An 18,305-nucleotide genomic window follows, 5' to 3' on the forward strand; every position below is an offset into this window, starting at 1 on the left:
GCTACGGGCCCGCCGGGGCCCGCCACTCCTCCTTGTGTCCGAACCCCCGCCCGTTGTCGATCAGCCGCAGCCAGTCGGGGCGCAGCTCCCACAGCGTGGTCCGCTCCAGCGCCGCGCGCAGCCGCTCGCTCTCCCCGACGAACGGGAACCGCCCGGTGTAGACGCGCCAGCCCGCCGCCCGCTCGGCCCCGGCCAGCGGGCGGCACCGCCCCCGGCCCTGGAGCCCGGTCAGCCCGCTCCACTCCTGGCCGTCCCGCTGCGCCGTGAACGCGACCCGCGCACCGGGCTCCCCGAGCGCCCGGCCGTGCCGCGTGGTGACCGCCGTGACGAAGTACAGCGCCGGCCCCCGCCCGCCCTCGCCCACCGCGTACAGCACCGCACACGCCTGCGGCCCGTCCTCGTCCACATACGCCAGCGTCATCGTCGAATGCGCGCCCAGCGCCCGCCGGATTCCCTCCGGACAGCCCGCCCCGGCCGCCGTACCCGCTGCCTCACTCATACCGGCATCACTCATACCGGCATCCTCCTCCCGCCCCGGTCACCCCTCCCCCACCAGGCCCGCCTTCCGTCCCGTGCCGGCCCACCGCCGGCACGGGACGGCGGTCACTCAGTGGCTCACGTCGGCATAGTCCACGAACGCCCGCCGGAACCGCCGGTGCCCGGTGTCTCCGCGGTGCGCCCGCATCCACACCTCGACCGGATGCGGGGTCAGCCACTGCCCGGACTCTTCGCCGCAGTCCTCGCTGTCACCGCACACACATACCGCTTCATACAGCGGCGCAGCGGCCACGTCCTGCTCGAACCGGTACGGCAGGAGCCTCATCACCGGGCGGGTCATCAGCACCCCTCATGAGGGGTGGCGCCGGATCCTGACGTTGAGGTCGGTCACCCGGGACATGTCACGGGCCCCATAGGCGGAGCCCCGCTCTTCCGCCAGCATCCCGCACACACCGCAGCCCGGCGCCGGTACCGGGTCCGCCGTGGGCCACATCAGCAGCGGCTCCGGTGCCCTCGTCCGCTCCGGTTTCCCGTAGTCCAGGTACATGTCCCACGTCCTCACTCTCACGCACAGCCGGATGACGGCCACTCAGAACGAGTAACCTAGTTCACCATAGCCATGAACTAGGTTTCCTTCCTGAGCGTTTGGTGAACTAGTACGCTCAAGAGTGACCTAGATCGCCGATCGCATGGAGTCACGGACATGCCCGACAGCGGCACTCCCAAGACCTTCGCCCGGATCGCCAACCACTACCGCGAGAAGATCCTTTCCGGCGACCTCGAACCGGGCGTCAAGCTGCCGACCAACAAGGAGATGTCCGGCAGTTGGGGCGTCGCCGTCGCGACGGTCGGCCGGGCGCTGCAACAGCTCCAGGTCGAAGGGATCATCAGGACCAGCCCGCGCGGGACGTTCGTCGCCGACGACCCCATGGCCGGGGTGTCGGCGCGGGACCGGCTGGCCCGCGTCCAGCGGGTGCGGTCCATGCTCATGGCGGGCGAGACCAGCGCGGTTTCCTCCGCGTCGCTGGTCGCCCCGCCGCTGTACGTGGCCGAGATCTTCGACCTTGACCACGGGGACCAAGTGGTGCGGCGGGAGTACACGACCGGCCGGGGCGGCACTCGACTCGCCTTCGGCGTGAACTGGTACCCGGCGCACTTCGCGGCCATGGTGCCCGACCTGCTCAGCACCGGCCGGAAGAAGAACGACGACCTGACGGCGCGGGTCCTGGAAGCGACCGGCCGCCGGATCACCTACGCCCGCGACGACATGCACGGGCGCGCGGCGGACGAACGGGAAGCCTCGCATCTCGGCCTGCCGGTCGGCACACCCGTCCTCGCCGGAGCACATCGGTGGGCCGACGACGACGGCGTGATCGAGTACGGGGAATGGTGCCTGCCGCCCCGGATGACGATCGGGTACGAGTACTTGCCCTGACGGGTGCGGGGAGCCCCCGCCGCCCGCCCGTCCCGCCATACGGCAGCGCCGGCGCGGCGAGTGCCGCCCACAGCGGGACAGGCGGCCGCGGCGCGTACCGGTGCCGCGGGCCGGGCCCGGCTCCCGGGCCCGCCGCGCCACGGCCGCGTACCGCCGGTAGCGGCCACCCGTACGCACTCGGCCGTCCGGCATGCGGGTGGGCGTGCGCTGCGGCGGCCCGGTGCGTTTCCCGGGTGACCGTGCTCGTGTCAGGATCTGCGGTGCCATGACTTCGACGCCTGCCACCCCCACTGCCACGACCGCCGCCGCCGAGACCGTCTCCGCCGCCTTCCCGGCCGCGGAGTCCGCCGACGGGACCGGCCTGCACGGCCCCGTCACCGACTGGTTCGACGAGCACGCCCGCGATCTGCCCTGGCGCCGCCCCGAGGCGGGCGCCTGGGGCGTGATGGTCAGCGAGTTCATGCTCCAGCAGACGCCGGTCAGCAGAGTGCTGCCGGTGTACGAGCAGTGGCTGGCCCGCTGGCCGCGCCCCGCCGACCTGGCCGCCGAGGCGCCGGGCGAGGCGGTCCGCGCCTGGGGCCGGCTCGGCTATCCGCGCCGCGCACTGCGCCTGCACGCCGCCGCCTCCGCCATACAGGAGCGGCACGGCGGTGACGTACCGCGCGAGCACGCACAGCTGCTGGCGCTGCCCGGTGTCGGCGAATACACGGCGGCGGCCGTCGCCTCCTTCGCGTACGGACAGCGGCACGCGGTGCTGGACACCAATGTGCGCCGGGTGTTCGCCCGTGCGGTGGCCGGCCGCCAGTACCCGCCGAACGCCACCACCGCCGCGGAGCGCAAGCTCGCCCGCGCCCTGCTGCCCGCGGACGAGCACCTCGCGGCGCGCTGGGCGGCGGCCACGATGGAGCTCGGCGCGCTGGTCTGCACGGCGCGCGGCCCGGAGTGCGTGCGCTGCCCGATCGCCGCGCAGTGCGCCTGGCGGCTGGCCGGTTCCCCGGCGCACGAGGGCCCGGCGCGGCGCACCCAGACGTACGCCGGTACCGACCGGCAGGTGCGCGGCAAGCTGCTGGCCGTGCTGCGCGAGGCCGTCACGCCGGTACCGCAGACCGTGCTGGACGCGGTGTGGCACGAGCCGGTGCAGCGGGCCCGCGCGCTGGACGGGCTGGTGGCGGACGGCCTGGTGGAACCGCTGGCGGGCGGCCGCTACCGACTGCCCCTCACCTGAGGGCTGTCCCGTGACGAGAGGGTGCGCGGCGGCCGCTCCGGCGGCCGCCGCGGGCGTTTGTGGGCCCGTCCCGGTGGCGGCGGCGCCCCTCCGGTGACGATGGGCGTACCCCTGTCACGTTTCGCGCCGGATGACCGGAAATCGTCTCCGATCGGCCTGATTTCGCCTGTACCAGGGGCAGTCGGCCTTCTGGCGGGGCAGTCGTCCCCCAGGAGTATGAGCCGCCGCTACCTCTCGTCCATCCACGGGATGACCCCCGGCCCGCTGTTACACAACCGAGGGTTTTCCGTGCACTCCCTGTGGGGCCGACGCACATTGCGCCGCAACACCCCCTCCGTAGCGTCTTCCTCGTGCTGGAGATGACCACCGGCACGGTCAACGTGGGGAACGCAAGCGGATCGGAGGCGTCGGGATGGCGACCAGCGGCGGCAAGGTACTGGACTTCGAAGAGTACGTACGGACGCGGCAGGAGGCCCTGCTGCGCAGCGCGCGGCGCCTGGTGCCCGATCCGGTCGACGCCCAGGACCTGCTCCAGACGGCCCTGGTCCGCACCTACGGGCGCTGGGACGGCATCGCGGACAAGTCCCTGGCCGACGCCTACCTCCGCCGCGTCATGATCAACACGCGGACCGAGTGGTGGCGGGCGCGCAAGCTGGAGGAGGTGCCCACCGAGCAGCTCCCGGACGCCAGCGTCGACGACGGCACCGAGCAGCGCGCCGACCGCGCCCTGCTGATGGACATCCTCGGGGTACTGGCTCCCAAGCAGCGCAGCGTCGTGGTGCTGCGGCACTGGGAGCAGATGAGCACGGAGGAGACCGCGGCGGCGCTGGGCATGTCCACGGGGACGGTCAAGAGCACCCTGCACCGGGCGCTGGCCCGGCTCCGCCAGGAGCTGGAGAACCGTGACATCGACGCCCGGATCCTGGAGCGCGGTGAGCAGGAGCGGGAGCGGTGCGCGGCCTGACGGGCGGCGCGGGGCCCCGGGCGACCGCCGCGGCACGGCGCACAGCCGGACGCGCGACAATCGCCGCAGGAACAGCAGCAGGAGCGGTGGCTGTGCGAGCAGCGCGGTGAGCGGGAGCGGTTTGACCAGGAACAGGTTGACCAGGAACGGGTTGACCACAGGCGGCGCGGCCACCGCGGGGGTGGCCGCGCTGGGCCTTTTGCTGGCCGGCTGTCACACCGGGGGCGAGGGCGTACGCGCCGAGGGGACGGCGAGCCACACCCCGGCGCCTCCCAAGGGCGCGCTGAGCGCGTCGCCCGCGCCGAAGCCGAGCGCCGCGTACACGAAGGTCGACGCGGTGGCGCTGCTGAAGGGCGACGCGAAGGTCGGCGACGATGTGAAGAAGTCCCTCGCCAAACCGTGCGCCGCCGACGAGTACCCCCTCGACGTGACGTATGCCTCACTGACCGGCAACAAGACCCCCGATGTCATCGTCAATGTCATGACCTGCGCGGACTCCGTCGGCATCGGCTCGTACGTCTACCGGAAGCGGAGCGGTGCGCACACCGGGTATGACAACGTGTTCACAAATGAACAGCCGACCGTCTACGCCGGGGTCAACAAGGGTGAGCTGGAGATTTCCAAGCAGACCTATGCCGCGGGGGACAAGGTGTGCTGTCCTTCCGGTGAGGACGTGCTGACCTACCGTTGGGCGGACGGCCGCTTCACCGAGTACGACCGCTATCACACCGACTACAGCAAGACCGACGCCGACAGCCCCCAGCCGTCGGACACGGGATCGGAGGGTTAGACAGCCGCATGGCCGACACCCATGTGCTCTTCGTCGAGGACGACGACGTCATCCGCGAGGCCACCCAGCTCGCCCTGGAGCGGGACGGTTTCGTGGTCACCGCGATGCCCGACGGGCTCGCGGGCCTGGAGGCGTTCCGCGCCGACCGCCCCGACATCGCACTGCTGGACGTGATGGTGCCGGGGCTCGACGGCGTCAGTCTGTGCCGCCGGATCCGCGATGAGTCCACCGTCCCCGTGATCATGCTGTCGGCCCGCGCCGACTCCATCGATGTGGTGCTCGGCCTGGAGGCCGGCGCCGACGACTACGTCACCAAACCGTTCGACGGCGCGGTGCTGGTCGCCCGGATCCGCGCCGTGCTGCGCCGCTTCGGCCATGCCAGCGGCCCGGACGGGGCGGGCGGCGGCGCGGCGGACGCGGACGGGCCGGCCGAGGCCGTGCTGCGCTTCGGTGATCTGGAGGTGGACACCGAGGGCATGGAGGTCCGCAAGGGCGGCGCGAATGTCGCGCTGACCCCGACCGAGATGCGCCTGCTGCTGGAGTTCTCCAACGCGCCGGGTACGGTCCTCTCGCGCGACCGGCTGCTGGAGCGGGTGTGGGACTACGGCTGGGGCGGGGACACCCGGGTCGTGGACGTCCATGTCCAGCGGCTGCGCGGCAAGATCGGCCAGGACCGGATCGAGACGGTCCGGGGCTTCGGATACAAGCTGAGAGGCTGACACCTGCGGTGGTCAGGCTGGCCCTGCGGACGGGCCTGAGATGGAAGCTCAGTGCCGCGATCGCGCTCGTCGGTGCGCTGGTCGCCGTCGCACTGAGCCTTGTCGTGCACAACGCCGCCCGTGGCTCGATGCTCGACAACAGCCGGGACGTGCAGATCGAGCGACTCAACTTCACGCAGAAGATCTTCGAGTCCACCGGCCGGCTCCAGTTCGGCGCCAAGATCGACGACCCGTCGCTGCCGAAGGCACTGCGCGCGGCGGTCGTCAAGAACAAGCGCGCGACCTTCCTCCAGGACACCGGGCAGACCGCCCCCGAGGTGTGGGCCGCCGCCCCGGCCGGCAACGGCCGGGTGCTCTCCCTCCACGACCGGTTCCCCGACCGGTTCGCCGTCCTGGACGACCTGGACCAGGCGCTGCTGATCGGCTCGACCGCGGTCGTGGTCGGCGGCTGCGCGCTGGGCGTCCTGGTCGGCGGCCGGCTCTCCAAGCGGCTGCGCAAGGCCGCGGCCGCCGCGGGCCGGCTCGCCGACGGCGACACCTCCGTCCGTATCCGTGACGAGGTCGGCGGCCGGGTCAGGGACGAGACCGACGATCTGGCCTGGGCGGTGGACGCCATGTCGGACGCCCTCCAGCAGCGCATCGAGGCGGAGCGCCGGGTCACCGCCGATATCGCGCACGAGCTGCGCACCCCGGTCACCGGTCTGCTGACCGCCGCCGAGCTGCTGCCGCCCGGCCGCCCTTCCGAGCTGGTCCGCGACCGTGCGCAGGCGATGCGCACGCTCGTGGAGGACGTTCTCGAAGTGGCCCGGCTCGACGGCTACGCGGAGCGCGCCGAACTCCAGGACGTCGCGCTCGGCGAATTCGTCACCCGCCGGGTGCGGGCCCTCAACCCGGACATCGGCATCGACGTCGTACGGGACGCGGAGGTCACCACCGACCCGCGGCGGCTGGAGCGCATCCTCGGCAATCTCATCGCCAACGCCGCCCGGCACGGCAGACCGCCCATCGAGGTCACCGTCGAGGGCCGGGTGCTGCGGGTCCGCGACCACGGCACGGGCTTTCCCGAGGCGCTGCTGCGCGAGGGCCCCAGCCGCTTCCGCACCGGCAGCAGCGACCGGGCGGGCCGCGGCCACGGCCTGGGCCTGACCATCGCGGCGGGGCAGGCCCGGGTGCTGGGCGCGCGACTGACGTTCCGCAACGCCGAGGAGCTCACCGACGGTTCGACCGGCGCCGTCTCCGTCCTGTGGCTGCCGGAGAACGCGCCGACGGACACCGGCAGCTTCCCCGTCATCCATCTTCCCGACCGCTGACGGCTGTCGGCTGTCGGCTGTCGGCTGTCGGCTGTCGGCTGTCGGCTGTCGGCTGTCGGCTGCTGATCGTGGCCGTCGGCGCCGGCGCCGGGAGGGGCCGTGCCCCGCGGTCCGGCCCGCGTCGGTGTGCTGCTCGCCGGCCGCCGGCCGGCACCGGCGGTGTCCGTTTGTCCCCCCGAACGCGGAGCGGGCCCCCGGCGTATGTGCCGGGGGCCCGCTCGGACCGGGTGACGGACCAGGTCAGATGGCCTCGGCCACCGCCGGGCGGTCCGCCGGGGCGTTGTCGCCCTCGGCCTTGCCGCTCGACGCGGAGGGGCCGCCGCGCAGCGGGACCTCCTTGAGGAACCAGGCCGCGGCGAAGCCGATGACGCTGATCACCGCGCCCCACAGGAAGACGTGGTGGGTGCCGGTGGCCACCGAGTGCAGATAGGCGTCCTTGATCATCGGCGGGAGCTTGGCCAGGCCCTTGGGGTCCAGCTGGGCGGTGCCGGAGGGCAGCGCCCCGCCGGCCTTGCCGAGCCGCTCGGCCATCGTGCTCTGCACCCGGTTGGTGAAGACCGCGCCGAGGATCGCGACACCGAAGGAGCCGCCGATCGTCCGGAAGAGGGTGGCGGACGACGAGCCGACGCCCATGTCCTTCATCTCGACGCTGTTCTGCGCGATCAGCATCGTGGTCTGCATCAGGAAGCCCATACCGGCGCCGAGCACCGCCATGAAGGCACCCGAGGTGAAACGGGTGGTGTCGGTGCCCATCAGGGACAGCAGCGCCAGCCCGACCGTGATCAGTCCGCCGCCGATCACGACGAAGATCTTGTACTTGCCGGTCGTGGTGGTGACCCGGCCCGCGAACAGCGAGACCACCATCATGCCCAGCAGCATCGGCAGCAGCAGCAGTCCGGAGTTGGTGGCCGAGGCGCCCTGCACGGTCTGCTGGAACAGCGGCAGGAACGTCATCGACCCGAACATCACGAAGCCGACCAGGAAGCCGATGAGCGTGACGAGCGAGAAGTTGCGGTTGCGGAAGATGTGCAGCGGCAGGATCGGCTCCTTGACCTTCCGCTCCACCAGGACGAAGGCGATCAGCGAGACGACGCCGAGGACGCCGAGCCCGATGATCTGGCCCGAGGCCCAGTCGTACTCCGTACCGCCCCAGGTGGTGATCAGTACGAGCGAGACGATGCCGATGGTGAGCAGCGCGGCGCCGACGTAGTCGATCCGGGCCTGTGCGCGCTTCTTCGGCAGATGCAGCACCGCGGTCACCATGATCAGGGCTATCGCGCCGAGCGGCAGGTTGATGTAGAAGCTCCAGCGCCAGCCGAGGTGGTCGGTGATGGCACCGCCGACCAGCGGTCCGCCGATCATCGCGACGGCCATCACACCGGCCATCATGCCCTGGTACTTGCCGCGCTCCCGCGGCGGAATCAGATCGCCGATGATCGCCATGACGCCGACCATCAGACCGCCCGCGCCCAGACCCTGGACCGCGCGGAAGCCGATCAGCTGACCCATGTCCTGGGCCATACCGGACAGCGCGGAGCCGATCAGGAAGAGGACAATGGATGCCAGGAAGACACCCTTTCGTCCATACATGTCGCCGAGCTTGCCCCAGATCGGGGTCGAGGCCGCGGTGGCGAGCGTGTACGCCGTCACGACCCAGGACAGATGCTCCAGCCCGCCCAGCTCACCGACGATGGTCGGCATCGCGGTGCCGACGATCATGTTGTCGAGCATTGCGAGCAGCATCGCGATCATCAGCGCGAAGAGCACCATCCGCACACTGGCCGGCTGCTTGCCGCCGGCCTTCGCCGGTCCTTCTGTTGTTTCCCCCGTTGGGGTCGCTGTCTGCGACATCCCGGTCCTCCACTTACTTGCCGCCCGGCTAGTTCAGTACAGTGTAGAAGGTAAAGCGCTACTTGCCGGTCGTCAAGTAAGTTAATCGGGGCGGTCCGGGGCCTGATCGACAACGCAGGAGAAGCACCATGAGCACACCGCAGGCGCGCAGGGGAAACACGCGGCAGCGCATCCAGGACGTCGCTCTGGAGCTCTTCGCGGAACACGGCTACGAGAAGACCTCGCTCCGCGAGATCGCCGAGCGGCTCGATGTGACCAAGGCCGCGCTCTACTACCACTTCAAGACCAAGGAAGACATCGTCATCAGCCTGTTCCAGGACCTGGTCAGGCCGATCGACGAGCTGATCACCTGGGCCCAGGAACAGCCGCGCACGCTGGAGACCAAGCGCGAGGTGATGCGCCGCTACAGCGAGTCGCTGCACACCTGCGCCCCGCTCTTCCGCTTCATGCAGGAGAACCAGGCCACCGTACGCGAGCTCAGCATCGGCGAGACCTTCAAGCGGCGGATGTACGACCTCTTCGAGCTGCTCAACGAGCCCGAAGCGGAGCTGCGCGATCAGGTGCGCTGCATCACGGCGCTGTTCTCGATGCATGCGGGCATGTTCGTACTACAGAAAATCTGTGGCGACCCCGAGGACAAGCGCAAGGCCGTCCTCGAAGTCGCCACGGAACTGGTCACGGCGGCCAACCCGCCGAGCCGCCGGCCAGTCCGGCCGGACTCAGCTCAGACAGTGGCGCCGTGAGCCCGCAGGAATCCGGTCGGCTCGACGCCCGACCCGTAGTTGGGACCGGTGCGGACCTCGAAGTGCAGGTGCGGGCCGGTGGAGTTACCGGTGCTGCCGGACAGGCCGATCTGCTGGCCGGCGCCGACCTTCTCGCCGACCTTGACCTGTATCGACGACAGGTGCGCGTACTGGGTGTACACGCCGTCGGAGTGCTTGATCACGATGGCGTTGCCGTACGCGGGGCCGTCGCCGCCACCGTTGGGGCCGGCCTTGACGACGGTGCCGGCGTGCACGGCCTTGACCGGGGTGCCGGTCGGCACGACGAAGTCCTGACCACTGTGGTTGTGCGACCAGTGGCTGCCGGCCAGGCCGAAGGTCGAGCCCAGCGTGTAGTTGTCGACCGGCTTGACCCAGGCGTCGGCCTTCTTCGCCGCGTCCTGCTTGGCGGTGGCGGCCTTGGTCTGCGCGTCGGCCTGTGCCGTGAGGGTCGAGCCGACGGCCGACGTGAGGTTCGTCAGGCCCGAGTCGGCCGCCACCGCGATACCGGCGCTCAGTGCGGCGGAGGCGCCGAGACCGGCGACCAGAATGACGGCGCGGGTGCGCAGCGTGGACTTCTTCGAGTGACGGATCTTGGTGAACTTGGACATGCGGGTTTGACCTCCAGAAAGGAATGAGCCCCGGCTGCGGACCGGGATCGCCATTCCTTGGTAACCCGCCTTCGCCGCCCCGCCAAGACCCCTTTCTACTAACCCGCCCCGTATCGGACGCCGAGGGAATTGAAGCCCTTCCGGTACCCCGGCCATACGGAATCAAACGCCCGGCAGGGCTCGCCCCGGAGCCGGAAAGCCACCCCGCACACCCGCTTCGACCTGCACCTTTCCCCTCGCGCACCGCCACCGGCCGACACCCCGCCGCACCCCGTCCGCACGGCCCCCGCCGCAATGGGGCGAGGCCCCCGCATCCCCACCGGACATCCCCCCTATTTCTTCTAGTAGGGTCCGAATCGGCTGTGCGCCATGTCACCGCAGAATAAGATCCAATGCTTTTTCGCGGGCCTTCCGCCCGTCCGTTTCGGGACCAAAGCCCTTTGTGGCGGGGGTCACTCAAAACCCGCCGGGCAATGGAATTGCCCGCCCCCGTTTCCCTTCATCCGCACCGCCCGGCACACCGGCGCACCGCCGCCTTCTGCCGCCGTCTGCCACCGACGTCCGGGGCCGGCCGCAACCACCCACCGGTCCACCCCGCCCCCACCGGCCCCGCCCCGGTCCGCTTGTCCCGCCCCGGGCCGCTCCCCCGGCCTCACACGCCCGCCCGCACCGTCTCGACGGCCCTCCGGCCCTCTGGCCCCCGTACCGCCCACCCGGCCACTCAGCCCCGCACGCATCCGCCCCGCACGCCCGCACGCAACCGCCACGCCGGCCCCGCCGACCCGGCCCGTCGGCCGAGGGCCCCGTACCGCCCCTTCCCGGCCCCGCACGGCGCACAGGCAACGCCCCCGCACACAGAAACCGCCCCGGAACCGTGGGGAACGGTTCCGGGGCGGTACCCGTGTGCGGGGCCCGAGACGCGGTGTCCGGCGCCCTCGCGGTTACGCTTCCTTGCTCAGGTTCGGTCCGGGCCCACCGGCGGTGGACTCGACCGGCGGGGCGTCCGGCAGGGCCGACTTCTCCTCGCCGCGGAAGGTGAACTTGGTGTTCTCCCCCTCGCCCTCGACATCGACGACCACGATGTGGCCCGGCCGCAGCTCGCTGAAGAGGATCTTCTCCGAGAGTGCGTCCTCGATCTCGCGCTGGATCGTGCGGCGCAGCGGACGGGCGCCGAGCACCGGGTCGTACCCGCGCTTGGCCAGCAGCGACTTGGCCTCGCTGCTGAGCTCGATGCCCATGTCGCGGTCCTTGAGCCGCTCGTCCACCTTGGCGATCATCAGGTCGACGATCTGGATGATGTCTTCCTCGGTGAGCTGGTGGAAGACCACGGTGTCATCGACACGGTTGAGGAACTCGGGGCGGAAGTGCTGCTTGAGCTCTTCGTTGACCTTGTTCTTCATCCGCTCGTAGCTGGACTTGACGTCCCCCTGGGCCGCGAAGCCGAGGTTGAAGCCCTTGGAGATGTCCCGGGTACCGAGGTTGGTCGTCATGATGATGACGGTGTTCTTGAAGTCCACGACCCGGCCCTGGGAGTCGGTCAGCCGACCGTCCTCCAGGATTTGCAGCAGCGAGTTGAAGATGTCCGGGTGGGCCTTCTCGACCTCGTCGAAGAGCACGACGGAGAACGGCTTGCGGCGCACCTTCTCGGTGAGCTGGCCGCCCTCTTCGTAGCCGACGTAGCCGGGAGGCGAACCGAACAGCCGGGAGACCGTGTGCTTCTCGCTGAACTCCGACATGTCGAGGGAGATCAGCGCGTCCTCGTCGCCGAAGAGGAACTCCGCCAGCGTCTTGGACAGCTCGGTCTTACCGACACCGGACGGGCCGGCGAAGATGAACGAGCCACCGGGGCGCTTGGGGTCCTTCAGACCGGCACGGGTACGGCGGATGGCCTGGGAGAGCGCCTTGATGGCGTCCTTCTGGCCGATGACGCGCTTGTGCAGCTCGTCTTCCATCCGCAGCAGCCGCGAGGACTCCTCCTCGGTGAGCTTGAAGACCGGGATGCCGGTGGCGGTCGCCAGGACCTCGGCGATCAGGTCCTCGTCCACCTCGGCGACGACATCCATGTCGCCGGCCTTCCACTCCTTCTCCCGCTTCGTCTTCGCGGTCAGGAGCTGCTTCTCCTTGTCGCGCAGACCCGCGGCCATCTCGAAGTCCTGCGAGTCGATCGCGGACTCCTTCTCCCGGCGCACGTCGGCGATCTTCTCGTCGAACTCGCGGAGGTCCGGCGGCGCGGTCATCCGGCGGATGCGCATCCGGGAGCCGGCCTCGTCGATCAGGTCGATCGCCTTGTCCGGCAGGAAGCGGTCGGAGATGTAGCGGTCGGCGAGGGTGGCCGCCGCGACCAGGGCGGAGTCCGTGATGGAGACGCGGTGGTGCGCCTCGTAGCGGTCCCGCAGGCCCTTGAGGATCTCGATGGTGTGCGGCAGCGACGGCTCCGCGACCTGGATCGGCTGGAAGCGGCGCTCCAGGGCCGCGTCCTTCTCCAGGTGCTTGCGGTACTCGTCGAGCGTGGTGGCACCGATGGTCTGGAGCTCGCCTCGCGCCAGCATGGGCTTGAGGATGCTCGCGGCGTCGATCGCGCCCTCGGCGGCGCCCGCACCCACCAGGGTGTGGAGCTCGTCGATGAACAGGATGATGTCGCCGCGGGTGCGGATTTCCTTGAGGACCTTCTTCAGGCGCTCCTCGAAGTCACCGCGGTAGCGGGAGCCGGCGACCAGGGCGCCGAGGTCGAGGGTGTAGAGGTGCTTGTCCTTGAGGGTCTCGGGCACCTCGCCCTTGACGATGGCCTGCGCCAGGCCCTCGACGACCGCCGTCTTGCCGACGCCGGGCTCGCCGATGAGGACCGGGTTGTTCTTGGTGCGGCGGGACAGCACCTGCATGACCCGCTCGATTTCCTTCTCGCGCCCGATGACCGGGTCGAGCTTGGTCTCCCGGGCGGCCTGGGTGAGATTGCGGCCGAACTGGTCCAGGACGAGCGAGGTCGAGGGCGTGCCCTCGGCCGGGCCGCCGGCGGTGGCCGCTTCCTTGCCCTGGTAGCCGGAGAGCAGCTGGATGACCTGCTGCCGCACCCGGTTGAGATCGGCGCCCAGCTTCACGAGGACCTGGGCGGCGACGCCCTCGCCCTCGCGGATCAGGCCGAGCAGGATGTGCTCGGTGCCGATGTAGTTGTGGCCGAGCTGAAGGGCCTCGCGGAGCGACAGCTCCAGCACCTTCTTGGCACGCGGGGTGAAGGGGATGTGCCCGGACGGGGCCTGCTGGCCCTGCCCGATGATCTCCTCCACCTGCTGGCGGACCGCCTCGAGCGAAATCCCGAGGCTCTCCAGGGCCTTAGCGGCGACACCCTCACCCTCGTGGATCAGGCCCAGGAGGATGTGCTCGGTGCCGATGTAGTTGTGGTTGAGCATCCGGGCTTCTTCCTGAGCCAGGACGACAACCCGCCGCGCACGGTCGGTGAACCTCTCGAACATCGTTAATCGCTCCTCAGAGCGGTCGGGCAGTTAGGGGTCGGTCCCCTCCCTGTCCTTCCGCATGCTAGTCCCGCAGGACGGGACAGCTCATTCCGACTGCCGACATCCGTCCGGATCACCCCCCGCGACGGAGGGGAAATCTGCTGCCGAACAGCCGACATCTGCTCCAACCCGATGGTGCGAGACGATGTTCCCGCAGGCCAGGCATATACGCCGACCACCACTACGCCCGTGGCGAACGCGGGCCTCACCGGCCCCGCTCCCCCACCGCCGCGCCGTCGGCGCGGGCCGGGCGCATTGCGCGCCGTCACACCGTCTTTTCCCACTGAGAATGTCTTACCCGCTGCCACTGACACTCCATGCGGGACGGCCCCCTGCCATCCGCTACGGGCGAACAGCCGCCCGCCACCGAATGCGCCCCGCATCCCCTTCCGGAGACACCCCGCGTATCCGTGCGGCAACCCAGCGTAACTTCCCGGGTTCACCGGAGTTTCACCGGGCATGCCCTGCGCGCTTCCGCGACCCCCCTCCCCTCTCGCCACCGTGCGGTGGTACGAGGAGGAGATGGGCTGGCCGACCACCGGCGCGGAGCCGGCGGAGCTGGTCACGGGCGTGTGCTTCGACGTCCTGGAGATGCCGGCGGACGCCGGAGGCGCTGTGCTGCGGCGGCTGCCGCACACCGGGCCGGTGGCGCTCCAAGGGTCCCCGTACGGCGCGCGGGGACCGTACGGCGCGCACAGCCCCCGCGTGGGGGAGCGTGGCGGCGCGTGCGCCGGGGCCGGCCGGAGCGGGGATCGCCCGGTCGGCCGGCCGACCTTGCTGCTGCTGATCGCGGCCGGCGGTGCGGCCGAACTCCCCGGAATCCTGGAATGGCTGGAGTGGGGCGCTCTCGCACCGGATCTCACGACGCGTGGCCCCGGCGGCCGGATGCCCGCGCCGTCGTTCACCGCTGCCGGGCCGTCGCCGGGCGGATTCGGCTCACGGGAGGCCGCCCGTTGGGTGCGGCCTCCCGTGTCTGTGCACGAGGTCCGGAATTCCCTGCCCACCACGGGGTTCGGGGCAGGAATCGGGGACGGTGAAGGCACCCCCGACCTCGTACGGCTGGTGAGCGCGGCGGCGTCCGAATGCCACCGGGCCCGGTTGTTGCGTGCCGGTAATGACCAATCGGATCGCCTGTACGGCGATCAGCCGTTGGCCTTCTCGAATGCCTCGCGAATGTCGGCGGGGACGCGGCCACGGTCATTGACGTTGTAGCCGTTCTCCTTCGCCCAGGCGCGCACCTTCGCGGTGTCCTGGTTGCCGGCGGAAGCGGCACGCACCTTGCCACGGCCCGTGGCGGCGCGACCACCGGTACGGCGGCCCGCCTTCACGAAGTCGGCGAGCGAGTCACGCAGCTTGCCGGCGTTGGCGGTGGTGAGGTCGATCTCGTAGGACTTGCCATCGAGAGAGAACGTCACGGTCTCGTCGGCCTCGCCGCCGTCGAGGTCGTCAACAAGAAGAACCTGAACCTTCTGTGCCACCGGGTTTCCCTTTCATCGAATGTGGATTACGACGGAAAGCAAACCGCTTTTCCGGGGAAAACACAAACCCTTGGGTAGGGTTCAGTTGCCCACCGGCCAGTGAAGACCGGGTTCCACGGCCATGAGATAGGGGAGCGATTCGGACATAGAACACTGATCACAGGTGCAGAAGCATGCGGCTGTTACCCAGGGTGTTGGGCTTCACTCGTTCGAGACCGAGGAACTCGGCAACGCCCTCGTCATAGGAACGCAGCAGCTCGCTGTACACATCACCGTCTACGGGAGTCTCACCGATCTCCACGAAGCCGTGCTTGGCGAAGAAGTCGACTTCGAAGGTGAGACAGAAAATGCGCCGCACTCCGAGCCAGCCCGCGGTGCGCAGCAGCTTGTCGAGAACCTGGTGTCCGACACCCGAGCCCCTCAGCTGCGGATCCACGGCCAGAGTGCGCACCTCCGCGAGGTCTTCCCACATGACGTGCAGCGCTCCGCAGCCGACGACCTCGCCGTCTTCGTCGCGCTCGGCGACCCAGAACTCCTGGATGTCCTCGTAAAGCGTGACGGTGGCTTTGTCGAGCAGGATGCCGTCACGGGAGTAGGAGTCGATGAGGCGGCGAACGGCCGGTACATCACCGGTCCTGGCACGGCGGACGGTGAGCCCTTTTGAATGCGGAGGCATGCGGGGACGCTATCGCCCCTTGTCGGCCGGGCTCGCCCCGGGTTCGCCTCCGGCCCCTTCCGCCGCTTCTTCCCCGCGCTCTTCCGCGGTCTCTTCCGGGATCTCTTCGCGGGTCTCTTCCGGGGCTGCCGGTTCTTCCGCCCGTCCGGTGCCTTCCGCGGGTGCGGCCGGTGCGGCGGGTTCCCGCGGCAGATCGGTCTGCACCATCCGTACGGCGTCCCACAGGGCCTGCCGTTGTTCCGGCGACATCATGCCGAAGAAGGCGACAAGAGCGGCCGCGGGGTTGTCGCTGGCGGACCATGCTTCGTTCATCAGTGCGGCCGAGTAGGCGGCGCGAGTGGAGACCGCCTCATATCGATAGGCGCGGCCTTCTGCTTCGCGGCGCACCCAGCCCTTCTGATGAAGGTTGTCCAATACGGTCATGACCGTCGTGTAGGCGATCGACCGTTCCTTCTGTAGGTCTTCCAGGACTTCTCGAACGGTGACCGGGCGGTTCCACTCCCAGACCCGCGTCATGACCGCGTCTTCCAGATCACCCAAGGCTCTCGGCACACCAGAACAATAGTGGGAGATGTCGCGAATGCCGGTTGATCTCGTTGCGTTTGCACCGGAAAAAGGTGTACGGCCCGGGAGGGACAATCCCGGGCCGTACGGTGCGTGCGGGCCGCCGAATTCGGCGGCGGGCGGATCAGGCGCCGTGCGCCTTGGGCTCCTGGTGGGCGCCGTCGGTCCGGCCGAGTACGGCGTCGACGGCGGCGTCCTCCTTGGACTTGTTCTGGCCGCCCTGGCTCTTCACTATCGTCACGATCAGTGCGATGAAGGCCACGGCCATCACTACCGGCGGGACGAGCGCTGCGACGTAATCCATGGCATGGACCTCCTTGACGGCGTGAGGTTTCCCAGAGTACGCAGCCGTCAGGCGGTGCAGCCCGCGGGGGGCCGTACGGGCTTGCGGCGCGGCGGGAAGACCTCGCCCGGCGTGGGAACGGGGCGGTCCGGCCGGGGGGACGGGGGCCGCGGCTGCTGCGGCGCGGGCCGCGGTGCGGGTTCCGGTTTCTGTTCCGGCTCCGGCTCCGGGCCGGTGGCCGTCCGGCCGCCGGGCAGGGCGCGCAGCCGGACGCGTACGGAGTGCTCGGCCAGCCGCTCGCAGTGGCGCAGCAGGGCGGTGCGGCGGTCCCGCTCGGCCGGGCCGGTGCGGTGCGCGTTCAGCGTCCGCAGGGCGGCGAGATCGTCGGGGCCGGGGACGTAGCCGGCCGCCAGCGCTTCCCGGAGCCGGTCGAGGTAGCCGGCGGCCGAGCCGGGCAGGGCTTCGCGGTAGCGGGCGAGGTCGGCGAGGAGGAAGGCGCGCAGCCGGCCGCCTTCGCGGACCGCCTCGTCCACCGCCGCGGCCAGCCGGAGGTATTCCTGGATGTCCTCCGTCAGCTCCGCGCCGAGGGCGCCGAGCGGGGCGGAGAGGGACGTCGTCTGGAGGGCATGGGCGAGGGCGCGACGGAGCACACGCAACTCATCGGCGCTGAACGCCATGCCGCCGCGGGATCCGTATGGCATAGGCATGCGGCGACTTTACGACCGTTTCGGACAAAAGCCGCTTAACCGCTGTGCTGCGGCGCGGTCGTGACCGGTCCCCCCCGTGGGGCGCCCCGACGGGTGCCCCACGGGCGGCGTTCCGGACCGGGCGGTTCAAGACCGGGCGACGTTCCGCTCGTAGACCAGCCGCAGGCCGATGAGGGTGAGCCAGGGCTCGTGCTCGTCGATCACCGAGGACTCGCCGAGCACCATCGGTGCCAGCCCGCCGGTGGCGATCACGGTCACCTCTTCCGGGTCCTCGGCCAGTTCCCGCGCCATCCGCTTCACCACGCCGTCGACCTGGCCGGCGAAGCCGTAGAGGATGCCGGACTGCATCGCCTCGACGGTGTTCTTGCCGATGACGCTGCGCGGCCGGGCCAGTTCGATCTTGCGGAGCTGGGCGCCCTTGACGCCCAGGGCCTCCACCGAGATCTCGATGCCCGGCGCGATCACGCCGCCGACGTACTCGCCGCGCGCGCTGACCGCGTCGAAGGTGGTGGCCGTACCGAAGTCGACGACGACCGCGGGCCCGCCGTACAGCTCGACGGCCGCCAGGGCGTTGATGATCCGGTCGGCGCCGACCTCCTTCGGGTTGTCCATCAGGATCGGCACGCCCGTCTTGACGCCCGGCTCCACCAGGATGGCGGGGACGTCCCCGTAGTAGCGGCGGGTGACCTCGCGCAGTTCGTGCAGGACGGAGGGGACGGTGGAGCAGATGGAGATGCCCTCGATGCCGTCGCCCAGTTCGTCGCCGAGCAGCGGGTGCGTCCCCATCAGGCCCTGGAGGAGTACGGCGAGTTCGTCGGCGGTGCGGCGGGCGTCGGTGGAGATCCGCCAGTGCTCGACGATCTCCTCGCCGTCGAAGAGGCCGAGGACGGTGTGGGTGTTGCCCACGTCAATGGTCAGCAGCAT

20 protein-coding genes are annotated in these 18,305 nt (G+C 70.3%); 8 read left to right on the forward strand and 12 right to left on the reverse strand.

Going from position 1 to position 18,305, the window contains the following annotated elements; genetic code table 11:
* Position 1: 1 nt before the first annotated feature.
* From ACLJWH_RS34510 to ACLJWH_RS34520, 3 genes are all read right to left on the reverse strand, one after another.
* Positions 2-514 carry a pyridoxamine 5'-phosphate oxidase gene (locus tag ACLJWH_RS34510; RefSeq protein ID WP_411145743.1) on the reverse strand — a complete coding sequence of 171 codons (513 nt, stop codon included), beginning with the start codon at positions 512-514 and terminating at the stop codon, positions 2-4.
* Positions 515-607: 93 nt separating this feature from the next.
* Entirely contained in the window at positions 608-838 is a 231-nt protein-coding gene (locus ACLJWH_RS34515; RefSeq protein ID WP_411145744.1) for a hypothetical protein, read from the reverse strand.
* A 9-nt stretch (positions 839-847) separates the two neighbouring features.
* Entirely contained in the window at positions 848-1,045 is a 198-nt protein-coding gene (locus tag ACLJWH_RS34520; protein WP_411145745.1) for a hypothetical protein, read from the reverse strand.
* A 156-nt stretch (positions 1,046-1,201) separates the two neighbouring features.
* Between ACLJWH_RS34520 and ACLJWH_RS34525 the strand changes: the two genes are divergently transcribed.
* From ACLJWH_RS34525 to cseC, 6 genes are all read left to right on the forward strand, one after another.
* Positions 1,202-1,933 carry a GntR family transcriptional regulator gene (locus ACLJWH_RS34525; RefSeq protein ID WP_411145746.1) on the forward strand — a complete coding sequence of 244 codons (732 nt, stop codon included), beginning with the start codon at positions 1,202-1,204 and terminating at the stop codon, positions 1,931-1,933.
* A 265-nt stretch (positions 1,934-2,198) separates the two neighbouring features.
* Complete coding sequence (locus tag ACLJWH_RS34530; RefSeq protein WP_411145747.1) at positions 2,199-3,158, forward strand: A/G-specific adenine glycosylase; 960 nt, start codon at positions 2,199-2,201, stop codon at positions 3,156-3,158.
* 412 nt (positions 3,159-3,570) lie between these two features.
* Positions 3,571-4,122 (forward strand): SigE family RNA polymerase sigma factor, encoded by a 552-nt coding sequence (locus ACLJWH_RS34535; RefSeq protein ID WP_052860859.1) that lies wholly within the window; start codon positions 3,571-3,573, stop codon positions 4,120-4,122.
* 151 nt (positions 4,123-4,273) lie between these two features.
* Positions 4,274-4,912 carry a hypothetical protein gene (locus ACLJWH_RS34540; RefSeq protein WP_411145748.1) on the forward strand — a complete coding sequence of 213 codons (639 nt, stop codon included), beginning with the start codon at positions 4,274-4,276 and terminating at the stop codon, positions 4,910-4,912.
* A gap of 8 nt (positions 4,913-4,920) precedes the next feature.
* A complete protein-coding gene (gene cseB, locus ACLJWH_RS34545; RefSeq protein ID WP_411145749.1) occupies positions 4,921-5,631 on the forward strand; it encodes a two-component system response regulator CseB in 711 nt (236 codons plus the stop codon).
* A gap of 8 nt (positions 5,632-5,639) precedes the next feature.
* Positions 5,640-6,941 (forward strand): two-component system sensor histidine kinase CseC, encoded by a 1,302-nt coding sequence (gene cseC, locus ACLJWH_RS34550; RefSeq protein ID WP_411145750.1) that lies wholly within the window; start codon positions 5,640-5,642, stop codon positions 6,939-6,941.
* Between the two features lie 240 nt (positions 6,942-7,181).
* On the opposite strand, the gene ACLJWH_RS34555 is transcribed toward cseC, so the two are convergent.
* Positions 7,182-8,711 carry an MDR family MFS transporter gene (locus ACLJWH_RS34555; RefSeq protein WP_411145846.1) on the reverse strand — a complete coding sequence of 510 codons (1,530 nt, stop codon included), beginning with the start codon at positions 8,709-8,711 and terminating at the stop codon, positions 7,182-7,184.
* A 209-nt stretch (positions 8,712-8,920) separates the two neighbouring features.
* Here ACLJWH_RS34555 and ACLJWH_RS34560 point away from each other — a divergent pair, with 209 nt between their 5' ends.
* The gene (locus ACLJWH_RS34560; protein ID WP_411145751.1) at positions 8,921-9,535 is read left to right on the forward strand and encodes a TetR/AcrR family transcriptional regulator; all 615 of its coding nucleotides are present in this window, start codon (positions 8,921-8,923) and stop codon (positions 9,533-9,535) included.
* Here ACLJWH_RS34560 and ACLJWH_RS34565 read toward each other — a convergent pair.
* Together ACLJWH_RS34565 and ACLJWH_RS34570 are read right to left on the reverse strand one after the other, a co-directional pair.
* Positions 9,517-10,164, reverse strand: a complete 648-nt coding sequence (locus ACLJWH_RS34565) for a M23 family metallopeptidase (RefSeq protein ID WP_411145752.1) — start codon at positions 10,162-10,164, stop codon at positions 9,517-9,519. The genes ACLJWH_RS34560 and ACLJWH_RS34565 overlap by 19 nt on opposite strands.
* 941 nt (positions 10,165-11,105) lie before the next feature.
* Entirely contained in the window at positions 11,106-13,631 is a 2,526-nt protein-coding gene (locus tag ACLJWH_RS34570; RefSeq protein ID WP_411145753.1) for an ATP-dependent Clp protease ATP-binding subunit, read from the reverse strand.
* 633 nt (positions 13,632-14,264) lie between these two features.
* Between ACLJWH_RS34570 and ACLJWH_RS34575 the strand changes: the two genes are divergently transcribed.
* A complete protein-coding gene (locus tag ACLJWH_RS34575; RefSeq protein ID WP_411145847.1) occupies positions 14,265-14,885 on the forward strand; it encodes an SCO3374 family protein in 621 nt (206 codons plus the stop codon).
* Here the strand turns inward: ACLJWH_RS34575 and ACLJWH_RS34580 are convergent.
* The 6 genes from ACLJWH_RS34580 to ACLJWH_RS34605 form a co-directional block, all read right to left on the reverse strand.
* On the reverse strand, positions 14,816-15,151 hold the full coding sequence (locus ACLJWH_RS34580) for a histone-like nucleoid-structuring protein Lsr2 (RefSeq protein ID WP_052860867.1): 336 nt from the start codon (positions 15,149-15,151) through the stop codon (positions 14,816-14,818). The genes ACLJWH_RS34575 and ACLJWH_RS34580 overlap by 70 nt on opposite strands.
* A gap of 157 nt (positions 15,152-15,308) precedes the next feature.
* Positions 15,309-15,827 (reverse strand): amino-acid N-acetyltransferase, encoded by a 519-nt coding sequence (locus tag ACLJWH_RS34585; RefSeq protein WP_411145754.1) that lies wholly within the window; start codon positions 15,825-15,827, stop codon positions 15,309-15,311.
* 9 nt (positions 15,828-15,836) lie between these two features.
* Positions 15,837-16,343: a BlaI/MecI/CopY family transcriptional regulator gene (locus ACLJWH_RS34590; RefSeq protein WP_411145848.1), complete on the reverse strand. Its 507-nt coding sequence runs from the start codon at positions 16,341-16,343 to the stop codon at positions 15,837-15,839.
* Positions 16,344-16,515: 172 nt separating this feature from the next.
* Positions 16,516-16,695, reverse strand: coding sequence for a hypothetical protein (locus ACLJWH_RS34595; RefSeq protein ID WP_411145755.1), 180 nt, complete (start codon positions 16,693-16,695; stop codon positions 16,516-16,518).
* 47 nt (positions 16,696-16,742) lie between these two features.
* On the reverse strand, positions 16,743-17,381 hold the full coding sequence (locus ACLJWH_RS34600; RefSeq protein WP_411145756.1) for a hypothetical protein: 639 nt from the start codon (positions 17,379-17,381) through the stop codon (positions 16,743-16,745).
* Between the two features lie 126 nt (positions 17,382-17,507).
* Complete coding sequence (locus ACLJWH_RS34605; RefSeq protein ID WP_052860872.1) at positions 17,508-18,305, reverse strand: type III pantothenate kinase; 798 nt, start codon at positions 18,303-18,305, stop codon at positions 17,508-17,510.

Source organism: Streptomyces sp. x-80 (assembly GCF_046549095.1).
Taxonomy (GTDB): domain Bacteria; phylum Actinomycetota; class Actinomycetes; order Streptomycetales; family Streptomycetaceae; genus Streptomyces; species Streptomyces celluloflavus.

Excerpts from the sequence above, each read along its gene's own strand:
- ACLJWH_RS34510 (WP_411145743.1), bottom strand. The coding sequence starts at position 514 with ATGAGTGATGCCGGTATGAGTGAGGCAGCGGGTACGGCGGCCGGGGCG.
- ACLJWH_RS34515 (WP_411145744.1), bottom strand. The coding sequence starts at position 838 with ATGACCCGCCCGGTGATGAGGCTCCTGCCGTACCGGTTCGAGCAGGAC.
- ACLJWH_RS34520 (WP_411145745.1), bottom strand. The coding sequence starts at position 1,045 with ATGTACCTGGACTACGGGAAACCGGAGCGGACGAGGGCACCGGAGCCG.
- ACLJWH_RS34525 (WP_411145746.1), top strand. The coding sequence starts at position 1,202 with ATGCCCGACAGCGGCACTCCCAAGACCTTCGCCCGGATCGCCAACCAC.
- ACLJWH_RS34530 (WP_411145747.1), top strand. The coding sequence starts at position 2,199 with ATGACTTCGACGCCTGCCACCCCCACTGCCACGACCGCCGCCGCCGAG.
- ACLJWH_RS34535 (WP_052860859.1), top strand. The coding sequence starts at position 3,571 with ATGGCGACCAGCGGCGGCAAGGTACTGGACTTCGAAGAGTACGTACGG.
- cseB (WP_411145749.1), top strand. The coding sequence starts at position 4,921 with ATGGCCGACACCCATGTGCTCTTCGTCGAGGACGACGACGTCATCCGC.
- ACLJWH_RS34555 (WP_411145846.1), bottom strand. The coding sequence starts at position 8,711 with ATGGTGCTCTTCGCGCTGATGATCGCGATGCTGCTCGCAATGCTCGAC.
- ACLJWH_RS34560 (WP_411145751.1), top strand. The coding sequence starts at position 8,921 with ATGAGCACACCGCAGGCGCGCAGGGGAAACACGCGGCAGCGCATCCAG.
- ACLJWH_RS34565 (WP_411145752.1), bottom strand. The coding sequence starts at position 10,164 with ATGTCCAAGTTCACCAAGATCCGTCACTCGAAGAAGTCCACGCTGCGC.
- ACLJWH_RS34570 (WP_411145753.1), bottom strand. The coding sequence starts at position 13,631 with ATGTTCGAGAGGTTCACCGACCGTGCGCGGCGGGTTGTCGTCCTGGCT.
- ACLJWH_RS34575 (WP_411145847.1), top strand. The coding sequence starts at position 14,265 with ATGCCGGCGGACGCCGGAGGCGCTGTGCTGCGGCGGCTGCCGCACACC.
- ACLJWH_RS34585 (WP_411145754.1), bottom strand. The coding sequence starts at position 15,827 with ATGCCTCCGCATTCAAAAGGGCTCACCGTCCGCCGTGCCAGGACCGGT.
- ACLJWH_RS34590 (WP_411145848.1), bottom strand. The coding sequence starts at position 16,343 with ATGACGCGGGTCTGGGAGTGGAACCGCCCGGTCACCGTTCGAGAAGTC.
- ACLJWH_RS34595 (WP_411145755.1), bottom strand. The coding sequence starts at position 16,695 with ATGGATTACGTCGCAGCGCTCGTCCCGCCGGTAGTGATGGCCGTGGCC.
- ACLJWH_RS34600 (WP_411145756.1), bottom strand. The coding sequence starts at position 17,381 with ATGCCTATGCCATACGGATCCCGCGGCGGCATGGCGTTCAGCGCCGAT.
- ACLJWH_RS34605 (WP_052860872.1), bottom strand. The coding sequence starts at position 18,305 with ATGCTGCTGACCATTGACGTGGGCAACACCCACACCGTCCTCGGCCTC.